This is a genomic window from Streptomyces sp. NPDC044063 (genome assembly GCF_056434285.1).
Genome location: NZ_JBWKFM010000005.1, coordinates 278,130 through 304,903 on the forward strand (window position 1 = coordinate 278,130; position 26,774 = coordinate 304,903).

18 protein-coding genes are annotated in these 26,774 nt (G+C 72.9%); 5 read left to right on the top strand and 13 right to left on the bottom strand.

What is annotated here, in order from left to right:
* Nucleotides 1-69 precede the first annotated feature (69 nt).
* From AC07BS_RS09615 to folC, 12 genes are all read right to left on the bottom strand, one after another.
* Nucleotides 70-4,203: an Rne/Rng family ribonuclease gene (locus AC07BS_RS09615; protein ID WP_478931233.1), complete on the bottom strand. Its 4,134-nt coding sequence runs from the start codon at nucleotides 4,201-4,203 to the stop codon at nucleotides 70-72.
* 222 nt (nucleotides 4,204-4,425) lie between these two features.
* Nucleotides 4,426-5,205 carry a TIGR03936 family radical SAM-associated protein gene (locus AC07BS_RS09620; RefSeq protein WP_478641582.1) on the bottom strand — a complete coding sequence of 260 codons (780 nt, stop codon included), beginning with the start codon at nucleotides 5,203-5,205 and terminating at the stop codon, nucleotides 4,426-4,428.
* A gap of 138 nt (nucleotides 5,206-5,343) precedes the next feature.
* Nucleotides 5,344-7,269 (bottom strand): TIGR03960 family B12-binding radical SAM protein, encoded by a 1,926-nt coding sequence (locus AC07BS_RS09625; RefSeq protein WP_478931235.1) that lies wholly within the window; start codon nucleotides 7,267-7,269, stop codon nucleotides 5,344-5,346.
* Nucleotides 7,270-7,374: 105 nt separating this feature from the next.
* Entirely contained in the window at nucleotides 7,375-8,913 is a 1,539-nt protein-coding gene (locus AC07BS_RS09630; protein WP_478641585.1) for a CYTH and CHAD domain-containing protein, read from the bottom strand.
* Nucleotides 8,914-8,987: 74 nt separating this feature from the next.
* Nucleotides 8,988-10,187 carry a rod shape-determining protein RodA gene (gene rodA / locus AC07BS_RS09635; protein WP_478641587.1) on the bottom strand — a complete coding sequence of 400 codons (1,200 nt, stop codon included), beginning with the start codon at nucleotides 10,185-10,187 and terminating at the stop codon, nucleotides 8,988-8,990.
* Complete coding sequence (gene mrdA / locus AC07BS_RS09640; RefSeq protein ID WP_478641588.1) at nucleotides 10,184-12,406, bottom strand: penicillin-binding protein 2; 2,223 nt, start codon at nucleotides 12,404-12,406, stop codon at nucleotides 10,184-10,186. The genes rodA and mrdA overlap by 4 nt, the downstream gene beginning before the upstream one ends.
* Nucleotides 12,403-13,107, bottom strand: coding sequence for a rod shape-determining protein MreD (mreD, locus tag AC07BS_RS09645; RefSeq protein WP_478641589.1), 705 nt, complete (start codon nucleotides 13,105-13,107; stop codon nucleotides 12,403-12,405). The genes mrdA and mreD overlap by 4 nt, the downstream gene beginning before the upstream one ends.
* 3 nt (nucleotides 13,108-13,110) lie before the next feature.
* On the bottom strand, nucleotides 13,111-14,043 hold the full coding sequence (mreC, locus tag AC07BS_RS09650; RefSeq protein ID WP_478641590.1) for a rod shape-determining protein MreC: 933 nt from the start codon (nucleotides 14,041-14,043) through the stop codon (nucleotides 13,111-13,113).
* Nucleotides 14,044-14,169: 126 nt separating this feature from the next.
* On the bottom strand, nucleotides 14,170-15,189 hold the full coding sequence (locus tag AC07BS_RS09655; RefSeq protein ID WP_004950903.1) for a rod shape-determining protein: 1,020 nt from the start codon (nucleotides 15,187-15,189) through the stop codon (nucleotides 14,170-14,172).
* Nucleotides 15,190-15,475: 286 nt separating this feature from the next.
* Entirely contained in the window at nucleotides 15,476-15,889 is a 414-nt protein-coding gene (gene ndk / locus AC07BS_RS09660; protein WP_478931239.1) for a nucleoside-diphosphate kinase, read from the bottom strand.
* 91 nt (nucleotides 15,890-15,980) lie between these two features.
* Complete coding sequence (locus tag AC07BS_RS09665; protein WP_478641593.1) at nucleotides 15,981-16,331, bottom strand: DUF4233 domain-containing protein; 351 nt, start codon at nucleotides 16,329-16,331, stop codon at nucleotides 15,981-15,983.
* Nucleotide 16,332: 1 nt separating this feature from the next.
* Nucleotides 16,333-17,877 carry a bifunctional tetrahydrofolate synthase/dihydrofolate synthase gene (gene folC, locus AC07BS_RS09670; RefSeq protein WP_478641594.1) on the bottom strand — a complete coding sequence of 515 codons (1,545 nt, stop codon included), beginning with the start codon at nucleotides 17,875-17,877 and terminating at the stop codon, nucleotides 16,333-16,335.
* A 152-nt stretch (nucleotides 17,878-18,029) separates the two neighbouring features.
* On the opposite strand from folC, the gene AC07BS_RS09675 reads away from it, so the two are divergent.
* The 5 genes from AC07BS_RS09675 (at nucleotide 18,030) to AC07BS_RS09695 (ending at nucleotide 24,055) form a co-directional block, all read left to right on the top strand.
* A complete protein-coding gene (locus AC07BS_RS09675) occupies nucleotides 18,030-19,196 on the top strand; it encodes a sensor histidine kinase (protein ID WP_478931242.1) in 1,167 nt (388 codons plus the stop codon).
* Nucleotides 19,193-19,966 (top strand): response regulator transcription factor, encoded by a 774-nt coding sequence (locus AC07BS_RS09680; protein ID WP_478931244.1) that lies wholly within the window; start codon nucleotides 19,193-19,195, stop codon nucleotides 19,964-19,966. Before AC07BS_RS09675 ends, AC07BS_RS09680 begins: the two co-directional genes overlap by 4 nt.
* A gap of 130 nt (nucleotides 19,967-20,096) precedes the next feature.
* On the top strand, nucleotides 20,097-21,227 hold the full coding sequence (gene wecB / locus AC07BS_RS09685) for a non-hydrolyzing UDP-N-acetylglucosamine 2-epimerase (protein WP_478931246.1): 1,131 nt from the start codon (nucleotides 20,097-20,099) through the stop codon (nucleotides 21,225-21,227).
* 108 nt (nucleotides 21,228-21,335) lie between these two features.
* Nucleotides 21,336-22,700, top strand: coding sequence for a glycosyltransferase (locus tag AC07BS_RS09690; protein ID WP_478641598.1), 1,365 nt, complete (start codon nucleotides 21,336-21,338; stop codon nucleotides 22,698-22,700).
* Between the two features lie 173 nt (nucleotides 22,701-22,873).
* Nucleotides 22,874-24,055, top strand: a complete 1,182-nt coding sequence (locus AC07BS_RS09695; protein WP_478931249.1) for a hypothetical protein — start codon at nucleotides 22,874-22,876, stop codon at nucleotides 24,053-24,055.
* Here AC07BS_RS09695 and AC07BS_RS09700 read toward each other — a convergent pair.
* A complete protein-coding gene (locus AC07BS_RS09700) occupies nucleotides 24,021-26,642 on the bottom strand; it encodes a valine--tRNA ligase (RefSeq protein ID WP_478641600.1) in 2,622 nt (873 codons plus the stop codon). The genes AC07BS_RS09695 and AC07BS_RS09700 overlap by 35 nt on opposite strands.
* Between the last annotated feature and the right edge of the window lie 132 nt (nucleotides 26,643-26,774).

Here is a 26,774-nt window from a genome sequence, read left to right on the forward strand (position 1 = left end):
CGGGGCCTTGACCAGGGGGTCAAACCGGGCTCCGGGCCCCGTGGCGGGGCCCGGAGCTCCGGGTCGTTCTCAGGCCTCCGAGGCGGCCTCGGCGGCCGCCGCGGTCTTCTTGGCCGCCGCCTTCTTGGTGGTGGCCTTCTTGGCGGTGGTGGCCTTCTTCGCCACCGTCTTCTTGGCCGTGGCCTTCTTGGCGGTGGCGGTCTTCTTCGCCGTCGCCTTCTTGGCCGTGGCCTTCTTCGCCGGAGCCTTCTTGGCGGCCGTCTTGCGGGTCGTCTTCTTGGCGGGGGCCTCCTCGGCCTCCACCACGGACTCCACCGCGGGCTCCTCCGCCGGCTGCTCGGCGACGACCGGCTCGGCGGCCACCGGCTCGGCGGCGGGCGCGCTGACGACGACCACGGCCGCGTCCTCGGCACCCGTGGGCGAGCCCGCCGGAGCGGACGCCCTGCGGGTCGCCCGACGCCGCGGACGCGCCGGAGCGGCGGTCTCGGCGACCGGGGCGGCCTCGGGCTCGGCGACCGGCGCGGGCGCCGGCTCCGGCTCCACGACGGCCTCCACGACGGCCTCCGCGAGCGGAGCGACGGGCTCCACGACCTCGGCGACGGTCTCGGCCGGGGCCGGGACGGGCGTCCCGACGACGGCCTCCGGCTCCCGAGCGGCCGCCGGGGCACCCGCCGGAGCGGACGCCTTGCGGGTCGCCCGGCGGCGCGTACGGCCACCGCGGCGCGCGGCGGCCTCGGCCTCGGCCGGGCTGCCGAACCACTCCTCGTCACCGCCGACCGACGGCACCAGCTCCGCCTCGGCCACCGTCACCGGCTCCAGCTCGGGAGCCTCGACGGCCTCGGGGGCCTCCTCGACCTCGGTCACCGGCGCGGCCTCGGCGGCCTCGACGGCGCCCTTGCCCTTCTTGCGGCCGCGCTTGCCGCCGCCACCGCCACCGCCCGTGGTCGCCGGCTGGTCCATGTGGACGATCACGCCGCGGCCGTTGCAGTGGACGCAGGACTCGGAGAACGACTCCAGCAGGCCCTGGCCGACACGCTTGCGCGTCATCTGGACCAGACCCAGCGAGGTCACCTCGGCGACCTGGTGCTTCGTACGGTCCCGGCCCAGGCACTCCAGCAGGCGCCGCAGCACCAGGTCCCGGTTGGACTCCAGCACCATGTCGATGAAGTCGATCACGATGATGCCGCCGAGGTCGCGCAGCCGCAGCTGACGCACGATCTCCTCGGCCGCCTCCAGGTTGTTCCTGGTGACCGTCTCCTCCAGGTTGCCGCCCTGGCCGGTGAACTTGCCGGTGTTGACGTCGACGACGACCATCGCCTCGGTCCGGTCGATGACGAGCGAACCGCCGCTGGGCAGCCAGACCTTGCGGTCCAGCGCCTTCATCAGCTGCTCGTCGATCCGGTACGTGGCGAAGACGTCGACGTCCGACGTCCACTTCTGCAGCCGGTCGGCCAGGTCGGGGGCGACGTGCGAGACGTAGCCGTGGACGGTCTCCCAGGCGGTGTCACCGCTGACGATGACCTTCGAGAAGTCCTCGTTGAAGATGTCGCGCACGACCCGGACGGTCATGTCCGGCTCGCCGTACAGCAGGCTCGGCGAGCTCGTCGAGATCTGCTTCGACTTCTTCTGGATCTCCTCCCACTGCGCCTGCAGCCGCTCGACGTCACGGCGCAGCTCGTCCTCGCTCGCGCCCTCGGCGGCGGTGCGCACGATGACGCCCGCGTCCTCGGGGACGATCTTCTTGAGGATCTGCTTCAGACGCGCGCGCTCGGTGTCGGGCAGCTTGCGGCTGATGCCGGTCATCGAGCCCTCGGGCACGTAGACCAGGTAGCGGCCGGGCAGGGAGACCTGGCTGGTCAGGCGGGCGCCCTTGTGGCCGATCGGGTCCTTGGTGACCTGGACGAGCACGGACTGGCCGGACTTCAGGGCGGACTCGATGCGGCGCGGGCCGTTGCCCATGCCGAGCGCCTCGAAGTTGACCTCGCCCGCGTACAGCACGGCGTTGCGGCCCTTGCCGATGTCGACGAAGGCGGCCTCCATCGACGGCAGGACGTTCTGGACCTTGCCCAGGTAGACGTTGCCGACGTAGCTGGTGGCCTGCTCCTTGTTGACGAAGTGCTCCACCAGGACGTTGTCCTCGAGGACCGCGATCTGGGTGCGGTCGCCGTTCTCACGGACCACCATCACGCGCTCGACGGCCTCACGGCGGGCCAGGAACTCGGCCTCGGTGATGATCGGCACCCGGCGGCGGCCCTGCTCACGACCCTCGCGGCGGCGCTGCTTCTTCGCCTCCATACGGGTCGAGCCCTTGATGGACTGGACCTCGTCGAAGCCGGTGCCCGGCTCCCGCTCCTCGCGCTTGCGCGGCTCGCGGACCTTGACGACCGTGCGCTCCGGCTCGTCGGCACCCGGCTCGGTCTCCATGGCCTCACCGCTGCGGCGGCGACGGCGGCGACGGCGACGGCTGCCCGCGGAGGCGGACACACCGGCCTCCTCCTCGACCTCCTCCGGCTCCTCGGCCTCGGCGGCCTCCTCGGCCTCCTCCTCGCCGGCCTCCAGCTCGGCCTCGGCGGCCTCACCACGGCGACGGCGACGGCCACCGCGACGACGGCGGCGCGACGGGCGCTCGCCCTGCTCCTCGTCCTCGTACGCGGCGTCCTCGGGTTCCTCGGCGGCCTCCGGCTCCTCCTCGACGGGGGCGACGGCCTCGACCGGGGCGACGACGGCCTCGACCGGGGCCGGGGCGGCCTCGGCGGGCTCGCCACGGCGACGGCGGCGACGACGGCCGGCGGGGCGCTCGGCCTCGACGACGCGCTCCTCCTCGCGCTCCGGCTCCTGCTCGCGCACCTCGGCGGCAGCGGCGGCGGCCGCGGCGGCGGCGGTCTCCGGCGTCTGGAACATCGGCTCGGCGAACACGGGCGCCTGGAACACGGCGGTCGGCGGGCGCACGGCACGGCGGCGACCGCGCGCGGGCGCGGCCTCCTCGGCCGGGCGCTCCTCCGCGGCCGGGGCCGCGGCGGCGGCCTGGCGGGTGGCGCGGCGGCGGGTGCGGACCGGCTTCGGGGCCTCCTCGGCGGCCTCGGCGATCGCGGGAGCGCTCTCGGCGATCTCGGCGACGGCCGCGGTCTCCTCGGCCACGAGCGGCGCGGCGGCCAGCGGCTCCCCGGTCGGGGAGGTCACGGCACGGGTGGCACGGCGACGCGTACGGGCCGGCTTGGCGGCCGGGACCTCGGCGGCGGGGGCGACGGCCTCCTCGGCCTCGGTCTCCTCCTCCGCGATCTCCTCGGCGGCGGGCTCGGCGACGACCGGCTCGGCCTTCGGCGCGGACACGGCACGGGTGGCGCGACGGCGCGTACGAGCGGGCTTCGCGGCCTCCTCGACCGGCGCGGCCTCCACGGCGGCCTCGGCCTCGGTCTCCTCCTCGGCGGTCTCCTCGGCGGTCTCCTCGGCGACGACCGGCTCGGCCTTCGGCGCGGACACGGCACGGGTGGCGCGGCGACGCGTACGAGCGGGCTTCGCGGCCTCCTCGGCCGGCGCGGCCTCGGGGGCCACGGCGGCCTCCGGAGCGGCCTCGGCGGCCTGCGGGGCACCGGCCGGAGCCGTCGCCTTACGGGTGGCACGACGACGCGGACGCGCCGGCGCCTCCTCCGCGACGGCCTCGGCGGCCGGCTCGGCGGGGGTCTCCTCGGCGGGCTGCGGAGCGCCGGCGGGGGCGGTCGCCTTGCGGGTGGCACGGCGGCGCGTACGGGCGGGCTTCTCCTCGGCGGGGGCGGCCTCGGCGACCGGCTCGGCGGCCGGCACGGCCTCCGGAGCGGCCTCGGCGGCCTGCGGGGCACCGGCCGGAGCCGTCGCCTTACGGGTGGCACGACGACGCGGACGCGCCGGCGCCTCCTCGGCCACGGCCTCGGCGGCCGGCTCGGCGGGGGTCTCCGGAGCGGTCTCGGCGGCGGCGGACGCGGTCGCCTTGCGGGTGACACGGCGGCGCGGGCGCGCCGGGGTCTTCGGCGCGGCGGCCTCGGCGGCCGGCTCGGCCTCGGCGTCGGCCGTCACGGCCGTCTCCGCGGCCGGCGGACCGGCCGGGCGGGACGCCGCACGGCGTCGGCGACGCGGCGGCAGCGTGTCGCTGGGGCTGTCGTCGGCGTTGTGGTTGCCGGGAACGCTCTGCGCGGTCCCGGACTCGCTGGGCTCAATGGATTCGAGCATGCGGGCGGTTCTCCCGTCACGCTCCCGGGCGCCGCGTCGTGGTCCGACCCGCCGGTCCGCGTGATGAGCGCGGTACCGCCGTCCGGGGCGCGGTCGCCGCACGGGAGCTGTCGTCTCGCTCGCCGGGTCCGAGTGTCACGGCACCGGCGAAAGTCTCCTGGTCAGTGCGCCTGCCGGACCGGGTGGCTCCCTGGTGGCGCGGCGGCGCTTCGACGGCCGTCCCTACGCGGGACCGTCCGGCACCTGCTGCGCGGCGCTCGGCCCGGCGGCCGTGGTAGGAGCGGCCGGGGCGGCGTCGCGGTCGGGCGCGAGCGGATCGGTCACCGTGCCGGTCTCATCGTCGAGCGGCCCCTGCGCCAGCCTGGTCACCGCAGCGGGGACCGGCGGCGCCAGGTCGGCCGTGGCGCGGAGCCCGGACAGGACGTCGTCGGGTCGAACGGCGGGTGTGGCGTGCCGAACAACCAGCCGCAGTATCGCACAGGCACCGTCGCCGAGCCTATCGGCCGGGGCGCCCAGTGCCTCGAGTCGGACCACGGCACCTCGCGCGTCGAAGGTCCGCACGCCGTTCTTCGTCCGGCGCTGGACCTCGACGGTCTCCGCCGCCAGGAAGGCCGCCACGGCCTTCTCGGCGTCCTCGGGCGCGACGCCCTCCAGCCGCAGCTCCCACACCGACGCCTCCAGGCGGTCGGCGAAGGAGGAGGTGTGGGCCTCCACCGCGTCGGTGATGTCGAGCCCGTCCGGCAGCGACGCGTCGAGCAGCTCGCGCAGGCGCGCGGGGTCCCGCGTCTCGGCGAGCTGGATCTCCAGATACTCGGCCTCACTGCCCGTGCCGGTGGGTGCGGCATTGGCGTAGGAGACCTTGGGGTGCGGGGTGAAACCCGCCGAGTAGGCCATGGGCACCGCGGAGCGGCGCAGCGCCCGCTCGAACGCGCGCTGGAAGTCGCGGTGGCTGGTGAACCGGAGGCGGCCGCGCTTGGTGTAGCGCAAACGGATGCGCTGCACCACAGGTGCGGGCGGCGGGCCTTCGGGCTGTCGCTTGCCCAGGGGTCTTGTCCTTCGTGAGTGCGGTCGTACTGCTACCTAGAGTACGTGCAACAGGGGCCCCGCCAACCCGGCAGGGCCCCTGTTCGATCGTATGTACTACTTGACTACCGACAGGGGGAGCAGCTTCCTGCCCGTCGGGCCGATCTGGATGGACGTGTCCATTTGCGGGCAAACGCCGCAATCGAAGCACGGGGTCCAGCGGCAGTCCTCGACCTCGGTCTCGTCGAGCGCGTCCTGCCAGTCCTCCCAGAGCCAGTCCTTGTCCAGACCGGAGTCCAGGTGGTCCCAGGGCAGGACCTCCTCGTAGGTGCGCTCGCGCGTGGTGTACCAGGCGACGTCCACGCCCTGCTCGGGCAGCGTCGTCTCGGCGCACTTCATCCAGCGGTCGTAGCTGAAGTGCTCGCGCCAGCCGTCGAAGCGGCCGCCGTCCTCGTAGACCGCGCGGATGACCGCGCCCACGCGGCGGTCGCCGCGCGAGAGCAGGCCCTCGATGATGCCGGGCTTGCCGTCGTGGTAGCGGAAACCGATCGAACGGCCGTACTTCTTGTCACCGCGGATCTTGTCGCGGAGCTTCTGCAGACGGGCGTCGGTCTCCTCGGCGGAGAGCTGCGGCGCCCACTGGAACGGGGTGTGCGGCTTGGGCACGAAACCGCCGATGGAGACGGTGCAGCGGATGTCGTTGGACTTCGACACCTCACGGCCCTTGGCGATCACGTTGACCGCCATGTCGCCGATCTGGAGCACGTCCTCGTCGGTCTCGGTCGGCAGGCCGCACATGAAGTACAGCTTCACCTGGCGCCAGCCGTTGCCGTAGGCCGTCGCGACGGTCCGGATGAGGTCCTCCTCCGAGACCATCTTGTTGATGACCTTGCGCATGCGCTCGGAGCCGCCCTCGGGGGCGAACGTCAGACCGGAACGGCGGCCGTTGCGGGTCAGCTCGTTCGCGAGGTCGACGTTGAACGCGTCGACGCGGGTCGACGGCAGGGAGAGGCCGATCTTGTCCTCTTCGTACCGGTCGGCCAGGCCCTTGGCGATGTCGCCGATCTCGGTGTGGTCGGCGGAGGAGAGCGAGAGCAGGCCGACCTCCTCGAAGCCGGTCGCCTTCAGACCCCGGTCCACCATCTCGCCGATGCCGGTGATGCTTCGCTCCCGCACGGGGCGCGTGATCATGCCGGCCTGGCAGAAACGGCAGCCGCGGGTGCAGCCGCGGAAGATCTCCACCGACATCCGCTCGTGCACCGTCTCCGCGAGCGGCACCAGCGGCTGCTTCGGGTACGGCCACTCGTCGAGGTCCATGACGGTGTGCTTGGACACGCGCCACGGCACGCCGGAGCGGTTCGGGACGACGCGCGCGATGCGGCCGTCGGGCAGGTACTCGACGTCGTAGAAGCGCGGCACGTAGACCCCGCCCGTACGGGCCAGGCGCAGCAGCACCTCGTCGCGGCCGCCGGGACGGCCCTCGGCCTTCCAGGCCCGGACGATCTCGGTGATCTCCAGGACGGCCTGCTCGCCGTCGCCGATCACCGCGCAGTCGATGAAGTCCGCGATGGGCTCGGGGTTGAACGCCGCGTGACCGCCGGCCAGGACGATCGGGTCGTCGACGGTACGGTCCTTGGACTCCATCGGGATGCCGGCGAGGTCCAGGGCCGTGAGCATGTTGGTGTAGCCGAGCTCGGTGGAGAAGCTCAGGCCGAAGACGTCGAACGCGCCGACCGGACGGTGGCTGTCGACGGTGAACTGCGGCACCTTGTGCTCACGCATGAGCTCCTCGAGGTCCGGCCACACGCTGTAGGTGCGCTCGGCGAGGACGCCCGGGCGCTCGTTGAGGACCTCGTAGAGGATCATGACGCCCTGGTTGGGGAGCCCGACCTCGTAGGCGTCCGGGTACATCAGGCACCAGCGGACGTCGCACTCCTCCCAGGGCTTGACCGTGGAGTTGAGCTCTCCGCCGACGTACTGGATGGGCTTCTGCACATGCGGGAGCAGGGCCTCGAGCTGTGGGAAGACCGATTCGGCAGTCATCTGGGGCGAACCTTCGTGAGCGGGCACAGGGCGACTCTCAAGCGTAACGTGCCGCGCGCCGACCCTCGTACGCGATCTTCCCCGGGGCCCTCCGGCGGGGGCGGATCAGGCCGCGAGCCCCTCCCGGTACCGCTCGTCCGAGACCTTCGCCCACAACCCGGGCAGCTCCCGCTCGTCGTCGGCCGCGCGCCGCTCCTCGCGGCCGTGGAGGACGCCGAAGGTGAAGGACGGCTCGCCCGCGGCCTCCGCCTCGGCGGCCACGGTCCGCAGGGCACCCCGGGCCATGACGCTGTCCTGGTGGTCGCCCAGCAGGGTCTGGAGGGCCTTCATCTGCTGGGCGAACCGCCGGGCCGCGCCGCCCAGCGCGGGCGTCGCCGCCTCCGCCGCGTACCGGGCGCGCTTGGCCGCCTTGCGGGCGTCGTGCAGCGCCAGGTCGCGGTCCTGGCCGGGATCCGTGGCCAGGGCGTGCTCGACCCGGCCGGCGAGCCGGCCGTAGTCGCCCAGGACGGCCTTGGCCAGGACCGGGCGCGGCGGCTTCGCGGCGGCGGGGCGCAGCGGCGGGTCGGCGAGGAGGGCGTCGAGGGCGTCGAGGAGGGCCAGATAGCGCCCGCCGTCCAGGACGGCGGTCAGCCGGCGGCGGGAGCCGGCGCGGTTGCCGGTGGACCAGCGGCGCAGCCGGGCCCGGACGGGTCCGTGGACCAGGGCGCGCGGCACCTCGTCGAGGCGCTCGCGCAGGCGTTCGGCCAGGACCTCGCGGTCGCGGTCGACGCCGAGCTCGGCGGCCAGCCACCTGAGCTCCGCGCCCAGCGGGTCGGTGACCCGGCGGTCGAGGACCTTGCGGTACGTGCGGAAGGCGCCGCGCAGCCGGCGGGTGGCGACGCGCATCCGGTGGACCGCGTCCTCGGTGCCGCGGCGGGCGCCGGGGTCGAGGGCGACCACGGCCTCGACCTGCTCGCGCAGGAAGGCCAGGATGTGCGCGCCGGCGTCGGCGTCGCGCGGCGGCGGTCCGGCCACGGCCCGCTCGGGGAGCTTCACCCCGGTCTCGGCCAGGGCCCGGGCCAGCTTGCTCGGGGCCTTGGCGGGGCGCAGCCCGGCCGCGCGCAGGTGCGGTTCCAGGGTGTCGAGGAGGGCGGGGTCGCCGTCCGGGACGAGCTCGACCTCGACCTCGGTCCAGCGGGCGGTGGCCCCGCCGTCGGCGAGGCGGGTGGCGGTCACCGTGTCGGCGACGGCCTCGGCGAGCGGGGTGCCGTCCGCGTCGAGGAGGTGGCGGGTCTCGCGCCGGGTGACCAGGCGGATGACGGGCAGCAGGGTGTGCTCGCGGGTCCGGGAGCGGACCAGGGCGGCCAGGGCGCGCGGCACCCCGGCGGTCAGGGGGGCGCGGATCTCGTCCCGTACCCCGGGGGCGACCGGCAGTTTGAGGTGCCAGCCGGCGTCGTCGCCGCCCGTGCGGCGGCGGAGGGTGATGCCGGCCGCGGCGAGGCGGTGGTCGGCGGTGTCGTAGTAGACGGCGTCGAGCTCGGCCGTTCCCCGGTCGGCGACGCGCGCGACGGGCGCGACGCCGGTCAGGTCCGGGAGCCGGGCCGGGCCGTCCGCGCCGTCCGCGGCCTCGTACTTCCGCTCGATCTCTCTCACGGTGTCCGCCATGAAGCCGAATCTAGTGGCCGACGGCCCGGCCGACCAGGGCGCTTTTGCGACCGCTGGTACGGCCTCGGGCCGGTTCAGGCGGACATCGGGCGCTGTGCCTTGATCGACTGGAGGAGGCCGACCGCTATCCAGGCGGCGAACATCGACGATCCGCCGTAGGAGACGAAGGGCAGCGGGAGGCCGGTGACGGGCATGATGCCGAGGGTCATGCCGATGTTCTCGAAGCTCTGGAAGGCGAACCAGGCGATGATCCCGGCGGCCACGATGGTGCCGTAGAGCTCGGTGGTCTCCCGGGCGATGCGGCAGGCCCGCCAGAGCACCACGCCCAGCAGGACGATGATGGTGCCGGCGCCGACGAAGCCGAGCTCCTCGCCGGCCACGGTGAAGATGAAGTCGGTCTGCTGCTCGGGCACGAACTGGCCGGTGGTCTGGGAGCCGTGGAAGAGGCCGGAGCCGGTGAGGCCACCGGAGCCGATGGCGATACGGGCCTGGTTGGTGTTGTACCCGACGCCGGCCGGGTCGAGGGCGGGGTTGGCGAAGGCGGCGAAGCGGTTGATCTGGTACTCGTCGAGGACGCCCAGCTGCCAGACGAGGACGCAGCCGATGACGCCGGTGCCGATGAGCCCGGCGATCCAGCGGTTGGAGGCGCCGGAGGCGAGCAGCACGGCCAGCACGATGATCACCAGCACCATGACGGAGCCCAGGTCGGGCATCAGCAGGATGATCACGATGGGTAGGGCGGCCAGCCCGAGGGCCTCCATGACAGTGCGGTGGTCGGGCTGTTTGCGGTCGCCGGCGTCGACCTTGCCGGCCAGCAGCATCGCCATGCCCAGCGTGATGGTGATCTTCGTGAACTCGGAGGGCTGGATGGAGAAGCCGCCGCCGAGCTGGATCCAGGAGCGGGCGCCGTTGATGGTCGCGCCGAGCGGGGTGAGCACGGCGAGGACGAAGAGCACCGAGATGCCGTAGAGGATGGGCACGGCGCCGCGCAGCGCCCGGTGGCCGACCCAGACCGCGCCGATGGCGAGGGCCAGCCCGATGCCGGTGTTGAGGATGTTGCGCAGCAGGAAGTAGTACGGATCGCCCTGGTTGAGCTCGGTGCGGTTGCGGGTGGCGGAGTAGACGAGCAGGGTGCCGATGCCGGACAGGGCGAGGGCGGCGAGCAGCATGACCCAGTCCAGCCGGCGCAGGACGGAGTCCCGGGCGGTGAGCCTGGACCAGGTGCCCCGCTCGGGGGTGAAGCGGCGTACGCGGTAGCCGCCGGCGGTACTCACCGGTCGTCGTCCTCCTTCCGGGACGGGGACTCTTCGGGCGAGGCCGGGTACTCCTCCGGCGAGGGGGGTGCCGAGGCGGGCGGCGAGGAGCCGTCCGACGCGGAGGCCGAGGGGGTGGGCGTGGGCGAGGCGATGGGCTGGGCCTCGATGGTGCCGTCCTTCTCGATCTTCGGCAGTTTGCTCTCGGGACGCGGGAGCAGGGCCCGCTTCTCGTCGATGCCGCCCTTCTCGTCGACGCCGTAGAGGGCGTTGTAGATCTTGCGGACGGCGGGTCCGGAGGCGCCGGAGCCGGTGCCGCCCTGGGAGATCGTCATCACGACCGTGTAGTCGTCGGTGTAGGTGGCGAACCAGGAGGTCGTCTGCTTGCCGTAGACCTCGGCGGTGCCGGTCTTGGCGTGCATGGCGATCTGCTTCTGCGGCCAGCCCTCGAACCGCCAGGCGGCGGTGCCCTTGGTGGCCACGCCGGCGAGGGCGGCGTCGATCTGGTCCCGGGTCCGCCCGTCGAACGGCAGTTTGCCGTGGGACGTCGGCTTGATCTCGTGGACGCGGGTGCCGTCGGGGCTGATGACGGCCTTGCCGACGGTGGGGTTCCAGAGGGTGCCGCCATTGCTGATGGCGGCGTAGATGGTGGCCATCTGGATGGGGGTGACGAGGGTGTCGCCCTGGCCGATGGAGTAGTTGACGGAGTCACCGGCGCGCATCCGCATGCCGGACTCGCAGTTCTCCTTGGCGATCTTCCCGGCGTAGCTGTCGTCCTTGTCGCCCTGCTTGCACCAGGTGTCCTTGTTGGCCTCCCAGTAGCGCTTCTTCCACTCGCGGTCCGGGACCCGGCCGCGGACCTCGTTGGGGAGGTCGATGCCGGTCTCCTTGGCGAGACCGAACTGGTGGGCGGTCTTGTAGAACCAGTCGGCCGGGTGCTTGGGCTTGTTGCCGCCGTCCTTCTGCCACTGGCGGTAGGCCAGGTCGTAGAAGACGGTGTCGCAGGAGACCTCCAGCGCCCGCCCGAGGTTGATGGCCCCGTAGCCCTTGGACTCGAAGTTCTTGAAGACCTGTCCGCCGATGCTGTACGCGCTGGAGCAGTTGTAGCTGCCGTTGAAGTCGTATCCGGCCTGGACGGCCGCCGTGGTGGAGATGACCTTGAAGATGGAGCCCGGCGCCGCCTGGCCCTGGATGGCCCGGTTGAGCAGCGGGTAGTCGGAGTCCTTGCCGGTGAGGGCCTGGTAGTCCTTGGCCGAGATGCCGCCGACCCAGGCGTTGGGGTCGTAGGTGGGGTTGGAGGCCATGGCCACGACGCGGCCGGTCTTCGACTCCATCACCACCACGGCGCCGGAGTCGGCCTTGTAGGGGACGCCCGTGTTCCGGTCGATCTCCTTGCGGGCGTCCTTCATGGCCTGGTCCAGCTCGCGTTCCGCTATGGCCTGCACCCGCGCGTCGACGCTGGTGACGATGTTGGCGCCGGGGACGGCCTTGTCGCTCCTGGCCTTGCCGATGACGCGGCCGAGGTTGTCCACCTCGTAGCGGGTGACGCCGGCCTTGCCGCGCAGCTCGGAGTCGTACTGCCGCTCCAGCCCGGAGCGGCCGATCTGGTCGGAGCGCAGCAGCGGGGAGCGGCCGCCCTTGGCCTTGGCGATCTCGTCGTCGGTGACGGGCGAGAGGTAGCCGAGGACCTGCGCGGTGTTGGAGCCGCCCGGGCCGGGGTAGCGGCGCACGGCCGTGGGCTCCGCGGTGATGCCGGGGAAGTCCTCCTGGCGCTCACGGATCTGCAGGGCCTGCTGGGTGGTGGCCTCGTCGGTGATGGGGATGGGCTGGTAGGGCGAGCCGGCCCAGCAGGGCTTGGGCGTCCTGGCGTCGCACAGCCGGACCTTGGCGGCGACCTCCTCGGGCTTGAGCCCCAGGACGGCGGCGAGCCGGGCCAGCACGGTCCTGCCCTTGTCCTTCATCTTCATCAGATCGGTGCGGCTGGCGGAGACCACCAGCCGGGTCTCGTTGTCGGCGAGCGGCACGCCGCGCGCGTCGAGGATCGAGCCGCGGGTGGCGGGGGCCACGACCTGCTGGATGTGGTTGTCGGCGGCCTCGGCGGTGTACTGGTCGCCGTTGCGGATCTGGAGGTACCACAGCCGCCCGCCGAGGGTCAGCAGGAGCGAGACGACGAGGATCTGGATGACGACCAGCCGGATGGTGATGCGCGAGGTCCGCCCGGTCTCCGGGAGGTTGCTCACAGCCGCTTGACCCCCTTGATCCGCTTGGCGGGCCGGGGCATCAGCCCGGTGCGCGTGGTGCCCATCCGGCCGGTCCGCACGCCCAGCCGGCTCCGGCGGTTCAGCCGGCTCACCCGGCCCGACCGGAAGCCCCCGGCGCGGCGCGGGTAGCCGCCGTCGCCGGTCGCGGCGACGGTCGTGCCGTCCCCGGTGAGCGGGTCGGAGACGGTGCGCCGGGCGACGGCCATGACGAGCGGCACCGTGAACGGCGCCAGCAGCAGGTCGTACAGGGCGGCGGTGAACACCAGCCCGGTCAGGCCCACATGGCGGGCCGCGGTGTCGCCGACGAGGGAGCCGACGCCCGCGTAGAGCAGGGTGGAGGCGACCGCCGCGCCGACGACGGCCAGCATGGGCACGGTGGCCGAGCGGAGCTGTCCGTTCTCCGGCCGGGCCAGGCCGACCAGGTAGCCGATCAGGCAGAGCACCAGGGCGTAGCGGCCGGTGGCGTGGTCGGCGGGCGGGGCGATGTCGGCGAGCAGGCCGGCACCGAAGCCGACCAGGGCGCCGGCGGTGTGCCCGTAGACCAGGGCGAGGCCGACGACGACGAGCAGCAGCAGGTCGGGGACGGCACCGGGGAGGTGGAGCCGGGCGAAGACGCTCACCTGGACGACGAGGGCCACCACCACGAGCGCGGACGAGAGCAGGATCCGGTTCAGGCGCATCGATCAGTCCTGGGGTTTGGCACTCGGGGAGGGGGTGACGGTGACGGTCACGGTGGGGGCGGGTTTGGGGGCTTCCGGTTTGGGCGGCAGGACGGTGTCGCGGGGGTCCTCGCGGGGCGCCTGGACGACGACGCCGACGAGATCGAGCTTGCTGAAGCCGACGAACGGGCGGACCTGGAGGGTGCGGGTCAGCCCGCCGCCGGCCGGATCGACCCGGGTCACCACGCCGACGGGGACGCCGGCGACGAAGGGCTTGTCGCGGCTGGAGCCGAAGGTGACCAGGCGGTCGCCCTCGTGGACGGTGGCCTTGCCGTTGAGGAGTTCGACGCGCAGCGAGCGGTCGCCCTGGCCGTTGGCGAAGCCGAGTTCGCCGGTCTTCTCCATGCGGGTGCCGACGGTGAACTTGGGGTCGCTGGCGAGCAGGACGGTGGCGGTCGAGGGACCGACGGTGGTGACGCGGCCGACGAGGCCGTCGCCGTTGAGCACGGTCATGTCGCGGCGGACGCCGTCGTCGCTGCCGATGTCGATGGTGACGGTCCAGGAGAAGCCCTGCGCGGCTCCTATGGCGATGACCTGGGCGCCCTTGATGCCGTACTGGCCGCGCCCGGCGGTCTTGAGCATGGCGTCCAGCTCGCGCAGCCGGCCGCGGTTGCGGTCGTCGCTGCCCAGCCGCTGCTTGAGGGCGGTGTTCTCGCGCTCCAGCTCGGAGATGCGGCCGCTGCGCTCGCCGGAGTCCCGGACGGCGGCGATCGCGTCGCCGACCGGGTCGACGGCGGCGGCCACGCCCTCCTCGACCGGGCCGAAGACCGAGGCGGCGGCGTGCCGGGGGCCGTCGAGCGGGGACTGCTCACCACCGCGGATGTCGACCGTGATCAGCGCGAAGGCGATCGCGATCAGCAGCACCAGCAGCAGCCGGCTCTCTCGTGTGTCCCTCACGTGCGGCGGCGTGCCCTTCTCGTGGGACCGCCCGGCTGCGGGACCGAGCGGTCGTCGGAAGCGTTCTGCCTGTATATCAGGTTGTTTGAGTGCCCTCGGCGCGGCGTGCGCCGGGGGCGCGCGCCCCTACCGGCGGGGCTGGGCGTCCAGCACCTGCTGGAGGGCCTCGAACTCCTCCACGCACTTGCCGGAACCCAGGGCGACGGAGTCCAGCGGGTCCTCGGCGATGTGGATCGGCATACCGGTCTCGCGGCGCAGCCGCTCGTCGAGGCCGCGCAGGAGAGCGCCGCCGCCGGTGAGAACGATCCCGCGGTCCATCACGTCACCCGAGAGCTCCGGCGGGCACTTGTCGAGGGTGGTCTTGACCGCGTCGACGATGGAGTTGACCGGCTCCTCGATGGCCTTGCGCACCTCGGCCGCCGAGATGACGACGGTCTTGGGCAGGCCGCTGACCAGGTCGCGGCCGCGGATCTCGGTGTGCTCGTCCTGCTCCAGGTCGTAGGCCGAGCCGATGGTGATCTTGATCTGTTCGGCGGTGCGCTCGCCCAGCAGGAGCGAGTACTCCTTCTTGATGTGCTGGATGATCGCGTTGTCCAGCTCGTCGCCGGCGACCCGGATGGACTGCGCGGTGACGATGCCGCCGAGGGAGATCACGGCGACCTCGGTGGTACCGCCGCCGATGTCGACGACCATGTTGCCGGTCGCCTCGTGGACGGGGAGACCGGAGCCGATGGCGGCGGCCATGGGCTCCTCGATGATGTGCACCTGACGGGCACCGGCCTGGGTGGAGGCCTCGATCACCGCGCGGCGCTCCACCCCGGTGATACCGGAGGGCACGCAGACCACGACGCGCGGGCGGGCCATCCAGCGGCGCTTGTGGATTTTGAGGATGAAGTAGCGGAGCATCCGCTCGGTGATCTCGAAGTCGGCGATGACACCGTCCTTGAGGGGGCGGACCGCGACGATGTTGCCCGGGGTCCGGCCGATCATCTTCTTGGCCTCGGCCCCTACCGCGAGGATCCCGCCGGTGTTGGTATTGATCGCGACGACTGACGGCTCGTTGAGCACGATCCCGCGGCCTCTGACGTACACCAGCGTGTTGGCGGTCCCGAGGTCGACAGCCATGTCACGGCCGATGAACGACATGTTGTTCCCCATGAGGATACGTCTGGCCTTCCCAGTTTGAGCGATTGCTTACTTGAGGTCGGCAGGTGTGGTGCGCTGCGGGGCGCGGAGGCTTCATCGTAGTCTCGCCCACTCGAACGCGGCGCGAGGGTTCTCCCGCCATTGTCGGCGGAACACGAGCTGGCCCCAGTAATGGTGACGTCGTGTCGGAGTGAGAGGTTCCCTCGTTCGGCGCGCATATGCCAGAGGGCGACCGAAAAGAAAATCGGTCGCCCCTGATCAGAATGGACGTTCCCCTGATCGACTATCAGGCGAGGCCGGGAAAGAAAATCTTGATTTCCCGCTGGGCGGACTCCTCGGAGTCCGAGGCGTGGATGAGGTTCTCGCGCGTGATGGTGCCGAAGTCACCACGGATGGAGCCGGGAGCGGCCGAGATGGGGTCGGTCGGGCCCGCCAGCGCCCGGACGCCCTCGATGACGCGCTCGCCCTCGACGACCATGGCCACGACCGGGCCGGAGGCCATGAAGCCCATCAGCGGCTCGTAGAACTCGCGGCCGATGTGCTCGGCGTAGTGCTGCTCCAGCGTGGCCCGGTCCAGGGTGCGCAGTTCCAGCGCGCTGATCGTCCAGCCGGCCTTGCGCTCGATGCGGGCGATGATCTCGCCGACCAGGTGCCGAGCGACCGCGTCGGGCTTGAGGAGGACGAGGGTGCGCTGGCTCATACTGCGGCTCCTTGCGGGCAGGCGAAAGATGCGGTGGGGCGAAGGGTACAGGGACGCCCCCGCCCGCCCACAACCGGACCGCGGGAGGCGGTCAGGACGCGCCCTGGGCCTCGGCCGAGGCCGCGAAGCGGGCCCTGGCCTCGTCGACCTTGCGGCCGAAGTGCACCGCGGCCCACCACAGAGCGGCGAAGACGACCCCGAGGATGAACATCATCGGGACGACCAGACCGCTGGCGATCAGGCCGATCTGCAGCGCCCAGCCCAGCACGACGCCGCCCGGGCGCGTGATCACGCCGCACAGCAGCACGCTGAGCACCATCGCCGTGCCGCTCACCGCCCACACCGTGCCCGTGGACAAGTGCGAGGTCTGCATGGCCACCAGACCGGCGAATCCGATGACGAAGAATTCACCGATCAGAGTGCTCGCGCACAGCGTCCGCATGTCAGCCCCTTCCCAGCAGCAGCCGGGCCTCGCCGACCGTGATCACCGAACCGGTCACGAGCACACCCGCGCCCGCGTACTCGCCCTCCTCCTCCGCGAGGGTGATCGCGGCCTCCAGGGCGTCGTCGAGCCGCGGCTCGACCTGGACCCGCTCGGCGCCGAAGACCTCGACGGCCAGGGCCGCCAGCTCGTCCACGTCCATGGCGCGCGGGGTGGAGTTCCGGGTGACGACCACCTCGGCGAAGATCGGCTCGAAGGCCTCCAGCAGGCCGCGCACGTCCTTGTCGGCGCTGGTGCCCACGACGCCGACGAGACGGCTGAAACCGAAGGCCTCGGTGACGCCGTCGGCGGTCACCCGGGCACCCGCGGGGTTGTGCGCGGCGTCCAGCACGACCGTGGGGCTGCGGCGGACGACCTCGAGCCGGCCCGGGGAGCTCACGGAGGCGAACGCCCGGCGCACGGTGTCGATGTCCAGCGTGCGGGAGTGCTGCGCGCCGATCCCGAAGAACGCCTCGACGGCGGCGAGCGCCACGGCGGCGTTGTGCGCCTGGTGGGCGCCGTAGAGCGGGAGGAAGACCTCCTCGTAGTCGCCGCCCAGGCCGCGCAGGGTGAGCAGCTGGCCGCCGACGGCGACCTCGCGGGCGGTGACGCCGAACTCCATGCCCTCGCGGGCGACCGTGGCGTCGACGCCGACGGCGTGCTTGAGCAGCACCTGGGCCGCGTCCACCGGCTGCTGGGCGAGCACCACGGTGGCGCCCTGCTTGATGATCCCGGCCTTCTCGCCGGCGATGGCGCCGGGGGTCTCGCCGAGCCGGTCCGTGTGGTCGAGCGCGATGGGGGTGACGACGGCGACGGAGCCGTCCACGACGTTGGTGGCGTCCCAGGTGCCGCCCATGCCGACCTCGACGACGGCGACGTCGACGGGGGCGTCGGCGAAGGCCGCGTAGGCCATGCCCGTGAGCACCTCGAAGAACGAGAGGCGGTACTCCTCGCGCTCGTCGACCATCCGGACGTACGGCTCGATGTCGCGGTACGTCTCGATGAAGCGCTCGGCGGAGATCGGGGCGCCGTCGAGGCTGATGCGCTCGGTCACCGACTGCACGTGCGGGCTGGTGTAGCGGCCGGTGCGCAGGTCGAAGGCGGCCAGCAGGGCCTCGATCATCCGGGCGGTGCTGGTCTTGCCGTTGGTGCCGGTGATGTGGATGGCGGGGTAGGCGCGCTGCGGCTGGCCCAGGATGTCCATCAGGGCTTCCATGCGGACCAGCGACGGGTCCAGCTTGGTCTCGCCCCAGCGGCCCGCGAGCTCGGCCTCGACCTCGCGCAGCGCCCGGTCCACCTCCGGGTCCTCCGGGCGGGCGGGCACGCCGTCGCCCTGCGGGGGGCCCGCCTGGGCGCGCAGGGTGCGGCTGCCGGCCTCGATCACCGCGAGGTCCGGGTCGCGGTCGGTCTCGGCTTCGATGATCTCATCGAAGCCGTCGGGGCCGATTTCACCGGGTACGCCGGATTCGATATCGCCGTTGTCGTCGTTCAGGGGGCGCTCGCTCACGGCGCCCAGTCTACGGACCGGGGGCGCGGAGACGGCCGGGGCACCCGCCGCGACACCGGGAGCGCGCCCGGCCGCCGTGGCATACCGTTTTTCCGGAAGATCCTTTTTCCGGAGAACGGTATGCCACGGCGGTGAGATCGGCGGTGAGCGTCATGGCCTCCTCCGCGGACCGGGACCGGCTCCAGGCCGTCCTGGAGGCGCTGCCGGCCGGCGCGGTGCTCCAGGGCCCGGCCGACGAGGTGCTCGCGGTCAACCGCGGGTTCACCGCGCTGTTCGGCACCGACGGCGAGGCCGGCCTCTCCCCCGGCCGGCACGTCCACCGGGTGGCCGAGCTCTCCCTCGCGGACGGCCGCGTCGTCCGCCGCGTGGTCGAGCCGCTCCGCCGGAACGGCACGTACCTGGGCGCCCTGTGGATGTTCACGGACATCACCGACGCCAAGCGGCGCGAACGCGACCTGGAGCGCGACAACCGGGCGCTCACCGAGCTCGCCCGCCAGCGCAACACCTTCACCGCCGCCGCCTCCCACGAGCTGCGCACCCCGCTCTCCTCCATCAGCAGCTTCGGCGAGCTTCTGGCCGACCCCGCCTACGGCACGCTCACCGCCGAGCAGGCCTCCTTCCTGGACGCCATCCGGCGCAACGCCGAGCGGATGCGGCGGGTGATCTCCGACCTGCTGCTCACCACCCGGCTGCGGGCCGCCGGGCCCGAGCTGGAGTTCGGCCCCGTGGACGTGCCGGACATGCTCCAGGACGCCGTCATGGACCACATGGGCGCCATCGAGCGGGCGGGCGTGTTCGCGGTGCTGGACTGCGCGCCCGGCCCTGCCCTGCGCGGCGACCGGCACCGGCTCCAGCACGTGCTGGGCAACCTGCTGGAGAACGCCGCGAAGTTCACCCCGCCCGGCGGCGAGATCACGGTCACGGCCGCGCCCCGGGGCCCGTACTGGGACATCGAGGTGGCCGACACCGGCATCGGCATCCCCGAGGACGCCCGCTCCGAGATCTTCTCCGGCTTCGTCCGGGCCTCCAACGCCCGCTCCGGCGGCTACCCCGGGACGGGGCTGGGCCTGGCCATCGGCCGCAGCGTCGTCGAGCAGCACGGCGGCGCCCTCTCGGCCGGCGGCCGGGAGGGCGAGGGCGCGGTCTTCCGCCTCCGACTGCCGATCGCGGGGCCGCCGGAGACGCCGGGCCCGGAGCCCGGGGCGGCCGGCGCGGGCCCCGGGGCGGCCGGCGCGGGCCCCGGGGCGGCCGGCGCGGGCCCCGGGGCGGCCGGCGAGGCGGACGGCCCGCCACCGGGACCCGGGAGGGCCGGCGCGTGACCCGCATCCTCGTCGTCGAGGACGACCCCGACCTCGCCCTCGCCCTGCGCGTGCTGCTCACCCGCGCCGGTCACGAGGTGGTCCACGCCGACGACGGCCGCGAGGCCCTGCGGCTGCTGTTCGCCGAGCGGCCGGGGCTGCTGCTCCTCGACATCGGCCTGCCCGGCCTGGATGGCTGGGAGGTGCTCGAACGCACCCGCGACATGAGCGACCTGCCCGTCCTGCTGCTCACCGCGCGCGGCGCCGAGAGCGACCGGGTGCGCGGCCTGCACGCCGGCGCGGACGACTATCTGCCCAAGCCCTTCGGCAACGACGAGCTGCTCGCCCGCGTCGAGGCCCTGCTGCGCCGCAGCGCCCCCACCCGCTGGGCGGGCGGCTCCTTCGGCGACGACGGGCTGCGGCTGGTGCCCGAGCGGCGCTCGGCGCTCTGGCAGGGCCACGAGACCCGGCTCAGCGACATCGAGTACCGGCTGCTCCAGGTGCTCGTCCGCAACCGGGGCCGTGTGATCACCACCGACCAGCTGCTCGACCGGGTGTGGGACGACCCGGAGGGCACCGGCCGGGAGCGGGTGAAGTTCGCGGTGCTGCGGCTGCGGCGCAAGCTGCGCCAGGCGGCCGGGGACGACGCCGCGGACCCGCTGGAGGCCGTACGCGGCCTGGGCTACCGCTACCGCGCGCCGGAGGACGGCGCCGCCCACGTCGACGGCGGCGGGGACGGGGGTGGGGGCGGGGACGGGGGCGCGGGCGCTCCCCGGGACGAAGGTCCCTGACCGGCCCGGGCCTTAGGTCCCCGATCATCGAGTCGCAACCGTCCGGCAACCGAAGTCCCCCCAGGAGGGCAACCGGGAAACCCCAGGCTCTGGTGTTGTCACCACACGCCAGCAGCCTCAGGAGTCCCTCGTGCAGCACCTGCCCCCGCGTAGTGTCGCCATCGTCCTCGGTACCCGCCCCGAGCTGGTCAAGCTCACCGACCTCGTGCGCCTCCTGGGCCCGGCGGCCCACCTGGTGCACACGGGACAGCACTACGACGAGGAGCTGTCGGGCCGCTTCCTGACCGAGCTGGGCCTGCCCGAGCCGACCTTCCTCACCGGCGTCGGCGGCCGGCCGCGCGCCGTGCAGATATCCGAGGCCCTCGCCCAGCTCGACGCGCTCTTCACCGCCGAGCCGCCGCTGGCCGTCGTGGTCCAGGGCGACACCAACGCCGCCCTGGCCGGCGCCCTGGCCGCCAACGCCCGCGGCATCCCGCTGCTGCACGTCGAGGCCGGCCTGCGCAGCCACGACCGCGCCATGCCCGAGGAGCACAACCGCGTCCTCATCGACAGCATCGCCGACGTGCTGTGCGCCGCCACCGAGGACAACCGGGCCAACCTGCTCGCCGAAGGCGTCGCCGCCTCCCGCGTCGCCGTCACCGGCAACACCGTCGTCGAGGCCGTACGCAACCAGCTGCCCGGCGGCCCGGAGCGCGCCGCCCTGCTGGCCCGGCACGGCCTGAGTGCGGACGGCTACGTCCTGGCCACCGTGCACCGCCCCGAGAACACCGACTCCACCGAGGCGCTGCGGGCGATCCTCCTGGAGCTGGGCGCCCTCGCCACGGCCGGCCGTCCCGTCGTCCTGCCGCTGCACCCCCGCACCCGGGCCCGCGCCGAGGCCGCGGGCCTGACGGACCTGCTGGCGCCGCTGACGGTGACCGCGCCGCTGGGCTACTCCGAGTTCCTCGCCCTGGCCCGCCACGCCGCGCTGCTGGTGTCCGACTCCGGCGGCATCCAGGAGGAGTGCACCGTCCTGGGCCGCCCCCTGGTGGTCGTCCGGCGCTCCACGGAGCGGCCGGAGGCCATGGCCGACTTCGCGGACCTGGTGGAGCCGGGCCCCGCCATCGGTGAGGCGGCACGGCGCCGCCTCGCGGAGGGGCCGGAGGGCCTCGACCGGCTGGCCGCCCTGCCGAGCCCCTTCGGGGACGGGCTGGCGTCGGACCGGATCGTGGCACTGCTCGCCGCCGTGGCGGCCCCCGCGGAACTGGCCGCCGCCGCGTAGCCGGCTCTCCCGGCCCCCTCGCACCCCCGTACCGCGCCGCGCGCGGTGTCCTCAAACGCCGGACGGGCTGCATCTCCAGGTGTCCAGCCCTCCCACGGAGCTTTCCGCATGTTCTCCAGCCCCTTCCTGCTCGTCTTCCCCTTCTTCCTCCTGCTCTGCTTCCTGCTCTACTGGGCCGGCGCGCGCCACGCGTACCTGCGCCGCCCGGCCGTCCAGGACGGCGACCCGAACGCCTTCGACTGGCACTTCTTCGTCCCGTGCCGGGACGAGGAGGCCGTCGTCGGCACGACGGTGGGACGGCTGCGTGCCGATCACCCCGCCGCGCACGTGTGGGTCATCGACGACGACAGTGACGACGCCACCGGCGCCATCGTGGCCGCCCTGGCCGACGAGGACCGCCGGGTCCACCTGGTCCGGCGCCACCGCCCGCACGCCCGTCAGGGCAAGGGCGCCGCGCTGAACGCCGCGTACGACGAGCTGAACGAGTTCCTGTCGAAGGACGTCGACCGCGAGCGCGTCGTGGTGTGCGTCATCGACGCCGACGGCCAGCTCGACCCGCACGCCCTGGCCCGCGTCAGCGGCCCGCAGGGCTTCGGCGACCCGGAGACCGGCGGTGTCCAGGTCAGCGTCCGTATGCGCAACGCCGGCGACCCGCGCCCGCTGCCCGACGCCGGCCGGCTGCGCAACGCCTTCGCCCGCCTGCTGGTGCGCATGCAGGACATGGAGTTCTCCGTCTCCAACGCCGGCATGCAGCTGCTGCGCGGCCGCACTGGCTCCGTCGGCCTGGGCGGCAACGGCCAGTTCACCCGGCTGGCCTCGCTGGACCGCATCGCCGCCGCCGAGCGCCGCCCCTGGCAGCGCGGTGCCCTGCTGGAGGACTACGAGCTGGGCCTGCACATGATCCTCTCCGGCGACCGGATAACCCACATGGCCGACACCTGGGTCTCCCAGGAGGGTCTGCCGCACGGCCGCCGCTTCCTGACCCAGCGCACCCGCTGGGCGCAGGGCAACCTCCAGTGCGTCCGTTACGCGCCGCGCATCGTCTCGTCCCGCCACTACGGCGGCAAGGGCGTCCTGGAGACGCTCTACACCTTCCTGCAGCCCGTCGCCCACCTGGTGACGCTCGCGCTGTGCGCCGTGATGTTCGCCCTCCTCGGCCTGACGGCCGCCCGCGACGGCGTCGGCGAGGCCTTCGGCGGGATGCTGGCCCTGTGGCCGCTGGTGCTGGCGCTGGCCGTGGTGTCCGTCCTGCCGTTCGTCCTGTGGGGCCCGGTCTACCGTCGTGACCGCGCGTCCGACCGCTCGCTGCTGACCGCCCTGCTGTGGGGCCTGGCGCTGTGGCTGTACGCGTACCACCTCTTCCCGGCGTCCGCCCGTGGCTTCGCGCGCATGCTGCGCGGCCGCAACGGCTGGGCCAAGACGCGGCGCAACGCCGAGCGCGTGGACTCCGGCCCGGTGGCCATCGAGGCCTGAGCCGCCCTCACCTGCCCGCCCCCTCCATGAGTTCGGTCACAGAATCGACCGGCCGGGCAACTTTCCGTTCCGTTCCGCCATCTGACCGCCGGTGATATCCATGCCCGGAACGGTTCCGGGTGGCGGAACGGAGTGTTGTGCGAATACCGGAACTCAGCTCGCGGACGCACTTGATGCTGCTCACCGCGTGGGCGGTGCTCTGGTTCATCGTCGTCGAGCCCAGCGGTGGCTTCTCCTGGCACTACCTGCGTACCGGCGGCGAGCTCATCTACGAGGGCGGCTCCTCCGGCGACGGCGGGCTGAACCTCTACGCGCGCCACCCCGAGCTGCAGATGGGCCCGGTCAGCTTCCTGGTGGCGGGCCTGTTCAACCCCTTCCCGGCCGAGGTCGGGCAGGTGCTGGCCGAGGCGCTGATGTCGGCCCTCGGGCTGGTGATCCTCGTCCTGGCGGGCCGCAGCGCCGCCCGCCACTTCCTGGGCACCGGCACCAACCACCAGCGGCTGCGGCAGCGCGTGCTCATCGCCGGGCTGGCCTTCATCCCCATGTGGATCGAGGTCTCGGTCCGCTTCGCCCATCTGGACGACGTCCTCGCGCTGTTCTTCACCGCGCTCGCCGTCCGCTACCTGACGCGCTGCGACGCCGCCGCCACCGGCATCTGCATGGCGATGGCCCTGAACTCCAAGCCGACCGCGCTGGCCTTCCTGCCGCTGCTGCTCGCCCTGCCCAAGGAGCGCTGGCTGCGCGCCGGCCTGTGGTGCGTGGGGCTGGTGGCCGCCGCCTGGCTGCCGTTCTTCCTCGTCGACCCCCACTCCTTCGCGGCGGCCAAGTTCACCATCCCCAACAACCCGGCGTCCGCGCTGCGCTGGCTGGGCGGCAACACCCCCGAGACGCCCGACTGGGCCCGGCCCGCGCAGGCCGGGCTCGGCCTCGCCCTGGGGGCGGTCGCGGTCTGGCGCGGCCGGTGGGCCGCGGTGGTACTGCTGGGCGCCAACGCCCGGATCGTCCTCGACCCCAGCGTCTACACGTACTACACCGCCTCGGTGCTGCTGGGCACCCTGCTGTGGGACGTGTGCGGGCAACGGCGGCTGGTGCCGTGGTGGAGCTGGATCGCGCTGCTGGTGCTGTACGGCAGCGTGTTCGTCGTGCCGGACGAGTCGGCCAAGGGCCTCATCCGGCTGACGTTCGTGGTCGTCTCGACGGCGTACGTGCTCTTCGCGCCCGTACGCGACCGGCGGGACCGGAACCAGCACAGGCCCCTCGACCGGGTGGAGGAGGGGCCTGTGGACGGGCCGTGGGGTCCCATGTGGGACCCGGGTCGGACTAGGCCGTGGGAAGCGCGGCCAACTGAGCGCTGATCCGCTCGATGTCCGCGTCCGCCTTGGCCAGGCGGGTGCGGATCTTCTCCACGGCCGCCTCGGCGGCCTTGGCGAGGAACGCCTCGTTGCCGAGCTTGGCCGTGCACTGCGCCTTGTCCTTCTCGGCCACGGCCAGCGCCTTGGCCAGGCGCTTGCGCTCGGCCTCGACGTCGATCGTGCCGGACAGGTCGAGGGCGACCGCGGCACCGGCGACCGACAGGTTCGCGGTGGCCTGGAAGCCCTCCTCGGCCGGCTGGAGGCGGAGCAGCTGACGGATGGCGCCCTCGTGGGCGGCCAGCGTCGTGGCGGAGAGGTCGAGCGTCGCCGGGACGCGCTGGCCGGGCTGGAGGCCCTGGTCGGCGCGGAAGCGGCGGACCTCGGTGATCACCTGCTGGAGGTTCTCGATCTCGGCCTCGGCGGCGGCGTCGCGGAAGGAGCTGTCCTTCGGCCAGTCGGCGATGACGACCGACTCCTTGCCCGTGAGCGTGGTCCACAGCGTCTCGGTCACGAACGGCATGACCGGGTGGAGCAGCCGGAGCGTGGTGTCCAGGACCTCGCCGAGGACGCGCGCGGAGACCTTCGCCGGCTCGCCACCGCCCATGAACGTGGTCTTGGACAGCTCGACGTACCAGTCGAAGACCTCGTCCCACGCGAAGTGGTAGAGGGCGTCGGCGAGCTTGGCGAACTGGAAGTCGTCGTAGTACGCGTCGACTTCGGCGATCGTGGCGTTGAGCCGGGAGAGGATCCAGCGGTCCGTGGCCGACAGCTCCTCGGCCGGCGGCAGCTCGCCCTCGACCGTGGCGCCGTTCATCAGCGCGAAGCGGGTGGCGTTCCAGATCTTGTTGGCGAAGTTGCGGGACGCCTGGACCCAGTCCTCGCCGATCGGGACGTCGGTGCCCGGGTTGGCACCCTTGGCCAGGGTGAAGCGGACGGCGTCGGAGCCGTACGCGTCCATCCAGTCCAGCGGGTCGACGACGTTGCCGAAGGACTTCGACATCTTCTTGCCGCGCTCGTCGCGCACCAGGCCGGTCAGGGCGATGGTGTGGAAGGGGGCGACGCCGTCCATCGCGTAGAGGCCGAACATCATCATCCGGGCGACCCAGAAGAAGATGATGTCGTGGCCGGTGAGGAGGACGTCGGTGGCGTAGAACTTCTCCAGGTCCGGGGTCTTGTCCGGCCAGCCGAGCGTGGAGAACGGCCACAGGCCGGAGGAGAACCAGGTGTCGAGGACGTCGGTGTCCTGGTGCCAGCCCTCGCCCGCCGGAGGCTGCTCGTCCGGACCGACGCAGACGACCTCGCCGTCCGGGCCGTACCAGACGGGGATGCGGTGGCCCCACCACAGCTGGCGCGAGATGCACCAGTCGTGCATGTTGTCGACCCAGTCGAAGTAGCGCTTCGACATGTCCTCCGGGTGGATCTTCACCCGGCCGTCGCGGACGGCGTCACCGGCGGCCTGCGCCAGCGGGCCGACCTTGACCCACCACTGCATGGACAGGCGCGGCTCGATGGTGGTCTTGCAGCGCGAGCAGTGGCCCACGGAGTGGACGTAGGGGCGCTTCTCGGCGACGATCCGGCCCTGCTCGCGCAGGGCGCCGACGATCGCGGAGCGCGCCTCGAAGCGGTCCAGGCCCAGGAAGGGGCCGTGGACGGTGATGATGCCGCGCTCGTCCATGACCGTCAGCGACGGCAGGTCGTGGCGCTGGCCGATCGCGAAGTCGTTGGGGTCGTGGGCGGGGGTGACCTTGACGGCGCCGGTGCCGAACTCGGGGTCGACGTGGGTGTCGGCGACGACCGGGATCGTGCGGTCCGTCAGCGGCAGCTTGATCTGCTTGCCGATGAGGTGGGCGTAGCGCTCGTCGTCCGGGTGGACGGCCACGGCGGTGTCGCCCAGCATCGTCTCGGCGCGGGTCGTCGCGACGACCAGGGTGTCCTCGCCCTCGCCGTACGTGATCGAGACGAGCTCGCCGTCGTCCTCCTGGTACTCCACCTCGATGTCGGAGATGGCCGTGAGGCAGCGCGGGCACCAGTTGATGATGCGCTCGGCGCGGTAGATCAGCTCGTCGTCGTAGAGCTTCTTGAAGATCGTCTGGACGGCGCGGGACAGGCCCTCGTCCATGGTGAAGCGCTCACGGGACCAGTCGACGCCGTCGCCGAGGCGGCGCATCTGGCCGAGGATCTTGCCGCCGTACTCCTCCTTCCACTGCCACACGCGGTCGACGAACTCCTCACGGCCGAGGTCGTGGCGGGACTTGCCCTCCTCGGCGAGCTGCTGCTCGACCTTGTTCTGCGTGGCGATGCCGGCGTGGTCCATACCGGGCAGCCACAGCGACTCGAAGCCCTGCATGCGCTTGCGCCGCGTGAGCGCGTCCATGAGGGTGTGCTGGAAGGCGTGGCCCAGGTGGAGCGAGCCGGTGACGTTGGGCGGGGGGATGACGATGGTGTACGGGGGCTTCTCGCTCGAGGCGTCGGCCGTGAAGTAACCGCGCTCTACCCAGCGCTCGTACAGCGGTCCCTCTACCGCGGCCGGCGCGTACTGGGTCGGCAGTTCGGGGGTGCTGTCTGGTGTCTGCTGAGTGTTCTCGGTCACGGAGGGAATTCTACGGGGCGGGGGTGACAGCTCACGAACCCGTTTCCGCCCGGCCCGGCCCCGCCGCGGGCGTCCGCCCGGCCCCGCCGCACGCGCCGGACAAACGATCGTGAAGGATGACCTTCCCCATGA

What these genes read in the sequence shown, in the direction of transcription:
- AC07BS_RS09615 (WP_478931233.1), bottom strand. Translation starts at nt 4,203, where the DNA reads ATGCTCGAATCCATTGAGCCCAGCGAGTCCGGGACCGCGCAGAGCGTT.
- AC07BS_RS09625 (WP_478931235.1), bottom strand. Translation starts at nt 7,269, where the DNA reads ATGACTGCCGAATCGGTCTTCCCACAGCTCGAGGCCCTGCTCCCGCAT.
- AC07BS_RS09630 (WP_478641585.1), bottom strand. Translation starts at nt 8,913, where the DNA reads ATGGCGGACACCGTGAGAGAGATCGAGCGGAAGTACGAGGCCGCGGAC.
- mreD (WP_478641589.1), bottom strand. Translation starts at nt 13,107, where the DNA reads ATGCGCCTGAACCGGATCCTGCTCTCGTCCGCGCTCGTGGTGGTGGCC.
- AC07BS_RS09655 (WP_004950903.1), bottom strand. Translation starts at nt 15,189, where the DNA reads ATGTCGTTCATCGGCCGTGACATGGCTGTCGACCTCGGGACCGCCAAC.
- ndk (WP_478931239.1), bottom strand. Translation starts at nt 15,889, where the DNA reads ATGAGCCAGCGCACCCTCGTCCTCCTCAAGCCCGACGCGGTCGCTCGG.
- AC07BS_RS09665 (WP_478641593.1), bottom strand. Translation starts at nt 16,331, where the DNA reads ATGCGGACGCTGTGCGCGAGCACTCTGATCGGTGAATTCTTCGTCATC.
- AC07BS_RS09675 (WP_478931242.1), top strand. Translation starts at nt 18,030, where the DNA reads ATGGCCTCCTCCGCGGACCGGGACCGGCTCCAGGCCGTCCTGGAGGCG.
- AC07BS_RS09690 (WP_478641598.1), top strand. Translation starts at nt 21,336, where the DNA reads ATGTTCTCCAGCCCCTTCCTGCTCGTCTTCCCCTTCTTCCTCCTGCTC.
- AC07BS_RS09695 (WP_478931249.1), top strand. Translation starts at nt 22,874, where the DNA reads ATGCTGCTCACCGCGTGGGCGGTGCTCTGGTTCATCGTCGTCGAGCCC.